General features: G+C 47.8%; 5 protein-coding genes. 3 read left to right on the forward strand and 2 right to left on the reverse strand.

Annotated elements, in window-relative coordinates; all coding sequences use genetic code 11:
- Positions 1 to 15: 15 nt before the first annotated feature.
- Positions 16 to 1,341 carry a dihydrolipoyllysine-residue acetyltransferase gene (aceF, locus tag H8K36_RS03290; RefSeq protein ID WP_186915098.1) on the reverse strand — a complete coding sequence of 442 codons (1,326 nt, stop codon included), beginning with the start codon at positions 1,339 to 1,341 and terminating at the stop codon, positions 16 to 18.
- Positions 1,342 to 1,471: 130 nt separating this feature from the next.
- Complete coding sequence (gene aceE / locus H8K36_RS03295; RefSeq protein WP_186915097.1) at positions 1,472 to 4,165, reverse strand: pyruvate dehydrogenase (acetyl-transferring), homodimeric type; 2,694 nt, start codon at positions 4,163 to 4,165, stop codon at positions 1,472 to 1,474.
- Positions 4,166 to 4,776: 611 nt separating this feature from the next.
- Between aceE and folD the strand changes: the two genes are divergently transcribed.
- From folD to H8K36_RS03310, 3 genes are all read left to right on the forward strand, one after another.
- Positions 4,777 to 5,622, forward strand: a complete 846-nt coding sequence (folD, locus tag H8K36_RS03300) for a bifunctional methylenetetrahydrofolate dehydrogenase/methenyltetrahydrofolate cyclohydrolase FolD (protein ID WP_186915096.1) — start codon at positions 4,777 to 4,779, stop codon at positions 5,620 to 5,622.
- 71 nt (positions 5,623 to 5,693) lie between these two features.
- Positions 5,694 to 7,751 carry a M3 family metallopeptidase gene (locus H8K36_RS03305; protein ID WP_186915095.1) on the forward strand — a complete coding sequence of 686 codons (2,058 nt, stop codon included), beginning with the start codon at positions 5,694 to 5,696 and terminating at the stop codon, positions 7,749 to 7,751.
- 43 nt (positions 7,752 to 7,794) lie between these two features.
- Complete coding sequence (locus H8K36_RS03310) at positions 7,795 to 8,427, forward strand: glutaredoxin family protein (RefSeq protein WP_186915094.1); 633 nt, start codon at positions 7,795 to 7,797, stop codon at positions 8,425 to 8,427.
- Positions 8,428 to 8,437 lie beyond the last annotated feature (10 nt).

Below are 8,437 nucleotides of genomic sequence, written 5' to 3' on the forward strand. Positions count from 1 at the left end.
CGTCATCGCTCCTGATTACAACATGGTCTTACGCAAATCCGCGAGTACATCCGCTAGATATGCAGTGAATTTCGCCGCCATCGCGCCATCAATCACGCGGTGGTCGTAAGACAAGGACAATGGCAACATTAAACGTGGCACGAATTGTTTGCCATCCCACACAGGCTTCATCGAAGACTTAGACAAACCGAGAATTGCGACTTCAGGCGCGTTGATAATCGGTGTAAACGCTGTACCACCAATACCACCCAAAGAAGAAATCGTGAAAGTGGCGCCTTGCATGTCAGCAGGTTTCAACTTGCCGTCACGCGCTTGTGCAGAGAGTTCACCCATTTCGTTCGCGATTTGCGACAAGGTTTTTTGATCGGCATTTTTTACGACTGGAACCACCAAGCCATTTGGTGTATCTGCAGCGAAACCAATGTTGTAGTACTTCTTAAGAATCAGGTTTTCACCGTTCGCATCCAAGGATGAGTTAAATGCTGGGAATTTCTTCAAGGCTGACACACTTGCCTTGATCACGAAAGCCAGCATAGTCAACTTCACGCCAGACTTCGCCAATGCAGTATTGGAAGATTTACGGAACTCTTCAAGATCAGAAATATCAGCTTCATCAAATTGTGTCACATGTGGAATCATGACCCAGTTACGATGCAAATTCGGACCACTGAGTTTCTTGATACGAGACAATGGTTGCGTTTCAGTTGCACCGAACTTACTAAAATCTAATGAAGGCCATGGCAACAGATTTAGACCTGCACCACTGCCATTCGTACTTGCCGCGCTAGCGACCGGAGCATTCGCAGATCCAGCGATCACACCTTTGACAAAATTTTGTACGTCTTGTTGGGTGATACGACCTTTCGGTGCCGTGCCTGGTACTTTGCTTAAATCAACGCCTAATTCACGTGCAAATTTACGGATCGAAGGTGATGCATGGGCTTTACCCGCTGGTGCGGTCGCCACACCCACAACGCTTGCTGCGGCCGGAGTTGGTGCTGGTGCCGCTGCCGGTGCTGGAGCGGCTGCAGGCGCGACTACTGGTGCCGGCGCTGCAGCGGGTGCTGGGGCTGGAGTCGATACCGCGGCTGGAGCCGCTGCGCCATCCGCTTCAACGATCACCACCAAGGAGCCTAGGGCAACTTTATCGCCCACTTTGACTTTGACTTCTTTCACCACGCCCGCATGGCTCGATGGAATCTCCATACTGGCTTTATCCGATTCAACCGTGATCAAGGATTGATCGACTTTGATGGTATCACCCACTTTCACCATCAACTCAATCACTTCAACTTCTTTAAAATCACCGATATCCGGCACTTTGACTTCTACTGTACTCATTCTGTACGCTCCGATTCTTCACGAAAGTGCCTGGTTCAATTGGGCACTGAATTCAATATTGAAAAACTTGTCGAAATTCGCAAAGACCCTTGAACGTATAGAAGAACAAGGGTCTCCAAACTCATTTCAATTAAACAGTGACCGGATTTGGTTTGTTTGGATTAATACCGTATTTCTCAATCGCTTGTGCCACCACGGAGGCTGAGATTGCACCCTCTTCAGCCAAAGATTTCAAAGCAGCGATCGTCACAAAATAACGATTCACTTCGAAGAATTCACGCAATTTCGCGCGGCTATCGGAACGACCGAAACCATCGGTACCCAATACTTTGTATGTGCGATCTTTAGGGATAAATGCACGCACTTGTTCGGCGTAGACGCGCATGTAGTCTGTTGATACGACGATAGGGCCAGCAGTATCTTTCAAGCACTCAGCGATGTACGGCACACGTGGTGTTTCTGTTGGATGCAACATATTCCAACGTTCTGCATCTTGACCATCACGTGCCAACAAAGTGAACGAAGGTGCAGACCAAATATCAGCCGCAATACCCCAATCGTTTTGCAGCAAATCGGCTGCTGCGATGACTTCACGCAAGATCGTGCCGGAGCCCAACAACTGCACGCGATGTTTTGTTTTCGCTTCAGATTTCTTGAAAGAATACAGACCTTTGAGGATTCCTTCCTCTTGACCTGCAACTAAGCCTGGATGGGCGTAGTTTTCATTCATCACCGTCAGGTAGTAGAACACGTCTTCCTGATTGGTCACCATGCGACGCAAACCGTCATGGATAATGACCGCTACTTCATGAGCAAATGTAGGATCGTATGAAACGCAATTTGGAATCGTCGATGCCATCACATGGCTATGACCATCTTCATGCTGCAAACCCTCACCGTTCAAAGTTGTACGGCCAGCAGTACCACCGATCAAGAAACCACGTGCACGCATATCGGCCGCTGCCCACGCCAAGTCGCCGATACGTTGTAGACCGAACATAGAATAGTAGGTGTAGAACGGGATCATCACGCGATTATTCGTGGAGTAGGATGTCGCTGCCGCGATCCAAGAACTCATACCACCGGCTTCATTAATGCCTTCTTGCAAAATCTGACCCGCTTTGTCTTCGCGGTAGTACATCACCTGATCTTTATCGACTGGTTCGTACAGTTGCCCCACTTGACTGAAAATACCGATCTGACGGAACAGACCTTCCATACCAAAAGTACGGGATTCATCCACCATGATAGGCACGACGCGTTGACCGAGGCTGCTATCGCGCAACAAGGAAGTCAGTACCCGAACATACGAAGCTGTCGTTGAGATTTCACGGCCTTCGGCTGTTGGTTCCAACATCGCTTGGAATGCCGACAATGGTGGCACTACCAATTGCTCATCGGCTTGTTGACGACGCTGTGGCAGGTAGCCACCGAGCGCCGCACGACGTTCTTGCAAGTACTTCATTTCTGGCGTGTCATCCGCCGGTTTGAAGAACGGAATTGCTGGCAGATGCTCATCCGCAATCGGCAATTGGAAGCGGTCACGCAAGGCCTTGATTGCTTCGTCATCGAGTTTCTTGGTGTTGTGCGCCGTGTTGCGCGCCTCACCAGATTTACCGAAGCCAAAACCTTTAATACTCTTCGCCAAAATCACGGTTGGTTGATCAACGCTTTCTTGCGCTACTTTAAACGCTGCGTAGATCTTGTGAGGATCATGACCGCCACGTGTTAAACGCCAGATGTCATCGTCTGACATATGCGCGACCATCGCCAAGGTACGTGGGTCTTTGCCAAAGAAATGAGAACGGACGTAAGCACCATCTTTGGCTTTGTAGTTCTGATATTCGCCGTCCACGGTTTCCATCATGATCTTACGCAAAGCACCATCTTTGTCTTTCGCCAGCAACTCATCCCAGCCCGAACCCCAGATGACTTTAACGACGTTCCAGCCTGCACCACGGAAATCGGATTCCAACTCTTGAATGATTTTGCCATTGCCACGTACTGGGCCATCAAGGCGTTGCAAGTTACAGTTGACCACGATCACGAGATTATTCAACTTCTCACGACCAGCCATACCAATCGCACCCATGGATTCAGGTTCATCCATTTCACCATCGCCGCAGAACGCCCAAACTTTACGTTTTTCGGTGTCAGCAATACCGCGTGCATGCAGGTATTTCAAGAAACGCGCTTGATAGATCGCCATCAATGGGCCCAAGCCCATGGAGACCGTAGGGAACTGCCAGAAATCTGGCATCAATTTTGGATGTGGGTAGGAAGACAAGCCTTTACCATCAACTTCACGACGGAAGTGCAAGAGCTGCTCTTCGCTCAAGCGGCCTTCGAGGAAGGCGCGAGCATAAATACCTGGAGAGGAATGACCTTGAATGTACAGCAAATCACCACCGTGATCCGCTGTTGGAGCGTGCCAGAAATGGTTGAAGCCAATACCCAACATATTTGCTAAAGACGCGAAGCTCGACAAATGGCCACCGAGGTCACCATCATGACGATTGGCTTTCACCACCATCGCCATCGCATTCCATCGCATATAAGAACGCAGACGCTCTTCGATTTCCAAATTGCCTGGGCAATGGGCACCTTTATCTGCAGGAATTGTATTCACATAGGCAGTATTGCTGGAGAACGGGATATTCGCACCACGACGGCGCGCCAAATCCATCATACGTTCCATCAAATAGTGAGCGCGATCTGGGCCTTCAGTATCGATCACAGACTCTAGCGCATCCAGCCATTCATTGGTTTCGATCACATCGGGATCATTCACGGCTTGCGCCAAAATTTGGTCTATCTGTGACATACGGTCTCCTCGTTGATAAAGGTCATGTGCTTTGGATACAGCGTCTATGCGAGAAAGACTGTCGCCATTGCACTATTTAGTTTTACGCCAGCTTGTGCGATATGTGAAAAATTCTCAAGCCTTTTTCAGGACGAAAACTGCTCTCGATTTTTTGCATGAGGAGCATTCTAACAGTACTTTTTTGAAATTTCAAATTACGATATTGCATTTCATATTATGATATTTGTGACGCAATGCAACATACAATCTTATGTTCAATTTACTATTTTTTATGATGCGGGCCACCCGAATTCGGTCGTTGAAGTACCGTCGGATGAACTAGATCGATGTGCCCTAGCATTGTGGAGTAGCGCCTATGAGGCATCAAAACTCGTGAAATTCAGAAACAATTTCGAAACCATCCAAAAAACCACAATCAAACATTGATCGAAATGAACTGAAAGCCCTCAAATGAATTTTTAACTTTTTTTCATGATCGAGTTCCAAGAAAGTCAGCAAGTCGTAATGGCGATGCCCTCCATCCTTTATAATCACACCTGAGCCTTTTTTTTGTCCGTAGCCGACCTTGCCCAACTCCAGCAACGGTTCGCCCTTTTTCGAGCACATTTATCATGACAGCACAAATCATTAGCGGCACCCAACTCTCCCAACAAATTCGCGAAGACGTGACAAAACGAGCCGCAGCGTTGACAGCACAAGGAAAACAGCCTGGTTTGGCGGTCATTTTGGTCGGCGATAATCCTGCATCTCAAGTGTATGTACGCAATAAAGTGAAGGCGTGTGAAGATTGCGGTTTCTATTCTTTGTTAGAAAAGTACGATGCCGCACTAAGCGAAGCTGACTTATTAGCGCATATTGATCGTCTCAATAACGATCCAAAAATTAACGGCATTCTGGTGCAATTGCCCTTACCAGCACATATCAATGCCAACAAAGTCATCGAAGCCATTGCAGCAGAAAAAGATGTTGACGGCTTCCATATTAGCAATGCAGGCTTGTTGATGACTGGCCAACCCCTATTCCGCCCGTGCACACCTTATGGCGTCATGAAAATGTTGGAATCAATTGACTACCCTGTGCGCGGTGCGAATGCGGTTGTAGTTGGGGCTTCAAATATTGTAGGCAAGCCACAAGCCATGCTGCTCTTGCAAGCGGGTGCTACCGTCACCATCTGTAACTCTAAGACCAAAGATCTCGGTGCCCATACTCGTAATGCGGACATCTTGGTCGTCGCCACAGGCAAACGCAATATCGTTACAGCTGATATGGTGAAACCGGGTGCGGTTGTATTAGACGTTGGCATGAACCGCGATGAGGAAGGCAAACTCTGCGGTGATGTCGACTATGCAAATGTAAAAGAGGTGGCTGCTTATATTACGCCCGTACCAGGCGGTGTTGGCCCAATGACGATTACGATGCTATTGGTCAATACCATCGAAGCTGCCGAGCGTCTGTAATTTTTGGAAAGAAATGCCCGTAAAAAGTAGCCTTAGTCATTCCATACTTTAAAGAACCTAAAGAATCAATAATGATGCAAGAAAATCCCCTGCTCGATTTTTCCGACCTACCACGCTTTGAAGCAATTGAGGCTGGCCATGTTGCGCCTGCGATTGACGAATTATTAGCGCAAGCGCGAACTACAGTATCTCAACTCGAAGCACCAATCGCTGATATTGATTGGGATAACTTTGTGACGCCTTTAGAGCTGGTCACCGAAAAACTTGGTCGAGCATGGGGAATTGTAAGTCATTTGAATTCTGTCAAAGACACGCCAGAACTTCGTGCCGCATACAATGAAGTGCAACCTAAAGTCACAGAGTTTTGGACAGCCATTGGTCAGAATTTACAGCTTTACCAGAATTACAAAGCGCTCGCAGCGAGCCCCAAGTATGCAGATCTTAGTCCGGCCCGCAAGAAAATCATCAACAATGCTTTACGTGACTTCAAACTCGGCGGCGCAGAACTGAGCGACGACAAGAAAAAGCGTTATGCAGAGGTTCAAGAAAAATTGGCAGCCCTTTCCACACGCTTCTCAGAAAACGTGTTGGACGCAACCAATGACTACAAACTCCTAATCAGCGATGTCACTGAACTCAAAGGCTTGCCGGAAGACGTTCTTCAAGCCGCGCGCCACGCAGCAGAACAAGATGAAAAACAAGGCTATCAATTTAACCTACATTTTCCATCCTACTTCCCCGTCCTACAATACGCAGAGAACCGTGCTTTACGTGAGACCATCTACCGTGCAAACGCCACAAAAGCATCTGAACTTGGAAGCAACCCCGAGTGGGATAACAGCGGTTTGATTGACGACATCTTGCGCCTACGCCAAGAAGAGGCACAGTTGCTCGGCTATCGCGATTTCGCCGAAGTCTCGCTGGTGCCAAAAATGGCAGAGAGCGCTGAGCAGGTTGAAGCATTTCTCTTGGACTTAGCCAATAAGGCAAAACCATTTGCTGAAAAAGATTTGCAAGAATTACGACAATTTGCCAAAGAGCAATTTGGCATCGATGACTTGCAAGCATGGGATACCACATTCGTTTCTGAAAAATTGCGCGAACAGCGTTACGCTTTTTCAGAGCAAGAAGTAAAGCAGTACTTCCCAGAACCTAAAGTGGTGGCTGGTTTGTTCCACGTGATCGAAACTTTGTTTGCTGTGAACATACAAGCCGACCAGGCAGCAACATGGCATCCTGATGTGAAATTCTTCCGCGTCGAAAGAAATGGCCAACTCGTCGGACAATTCTATCTTGATCTCTATGCCCGCGCGGCGAAACAAGGCGGTGCTTGGATGGATGATGCCCGCGCACGCTGCAAGAAAGAAAGCGGTATCCAAACCCCAGTTGTTTATCTGACTTGTAATTTTAATGCACCCGTTGTCGTTGACGGCGTCGCCAAACCTGCAAGCTTCACCCATGACGAAGTCATCACCCTTTTCCACGAATTTGGTCACGGATTACACCAACTCTTGACCAAGGTCGACGATATCTCCGTTTCCGGTATTTCGGGCGTGGAATGGGATGCGGTTGAACTGCCATCACAATTCATGGAAAACTTCTGCTGGGAGTGGGATGTCTTACAAAACATGACTTCGCACATCGAAACTGGCCAGTCTTTACCGCGTGCGCTCTATGACAAGATGATTGCGGCCAAAAACTTCCAAGCAGGATTACAAACATTGCGCCAAGTGGAATTTGCCTTATTTGATATGCGTCTGCATGCAGCATCGAATGGTAACCATACAGTTGCAGCGACTTTGCAAGAGGTGCGCGACCAAGTATCGGTCATCCAACCGCCAGTTTTTAATCGATTTCAACACTCCTTTGGCCACATTTTTGCGGGCGGTTACGCAGCGGGTTATTTCAGTTATAAATGGGCGGAAGTTCTGTCTGCCGATGCCTACAGTGCGTTTGAAGAGGCTGCCAAGCTCGAAGGAAGTAGTTTGTCGCGAACCACCGGCCACCAATTCCAAACTGAAATATTGGAAGTTGGCGGCTCACGGCCAGCACTCGAGTCCTTTGTTGCTTTCCGAGGCAGAAAGCCCGCCATCGAAGCATTATTGCGCCATAATGGCATGAATAATTGAGTGTGCAAAAACACTCAAACAATAGAATCGCGGAGAATTAAACATGCAAAACCTAATGAAAGCCTACCCATCAAAAGCAGTAGCACTCATTCTGAGTTTAAGCGCCCTACTTCTGATCAGTAGTCAGGCCCAAGCACAAATGTATAAATGGGTTGGTCCAAATGGAAAAATCGTCTATAGCGACACGCCTCCGCCTGCGAATGCAAAAAAATTGGCGAGCAAAAATTTTGAGAGCAATAGCAGCGTATCGACGGCGAATTTGCCTCCTGAATTGGCCGCGGTGGTTAGTAAGAATCCAGTTGTCCTCTACACTGCACCAAATTGTGGTGCCTGCAATGAAGGTCGCAACTTGCTGAAACAAGCTGGTATCCCTTTTACAGAAAAAACAGTAAAAACGAACGAAGACGTAGACAAACTTATGCAAGTAAGCGGAGATACCGCACTGCCGTATATGCAAATCAATAAGAGCAAATTTAAAGGTTTGGAAAGCAACGAATGGCGCGCCGCTTTAGCTGCGGCTGGGTATCCTGAGACCAGCAAATTACCGAAAGACTACCGCTACTCAGATCCAGAACCTGCAGCGCCACAAGTTGCTGGTGAGAAGAAAAATGCAGATGCAAAACCTCAAGAGGCACCGAAGCCAAAATCAACATCGTCGAACGGAATTCGATTCTAAATTGATCGAG

The sequence above is a fragment of the Affinundibacterium nitidum genome (assembly GCF_014284155.1).
In the GTDB taxonomy this organism is placed as follows: Bacteria; Pseudomonadota; Gammaproteobacteria; order Burkholderiales; family Burkholderiaceae_D; genus Undibacterium; species Undibacterium nitidum.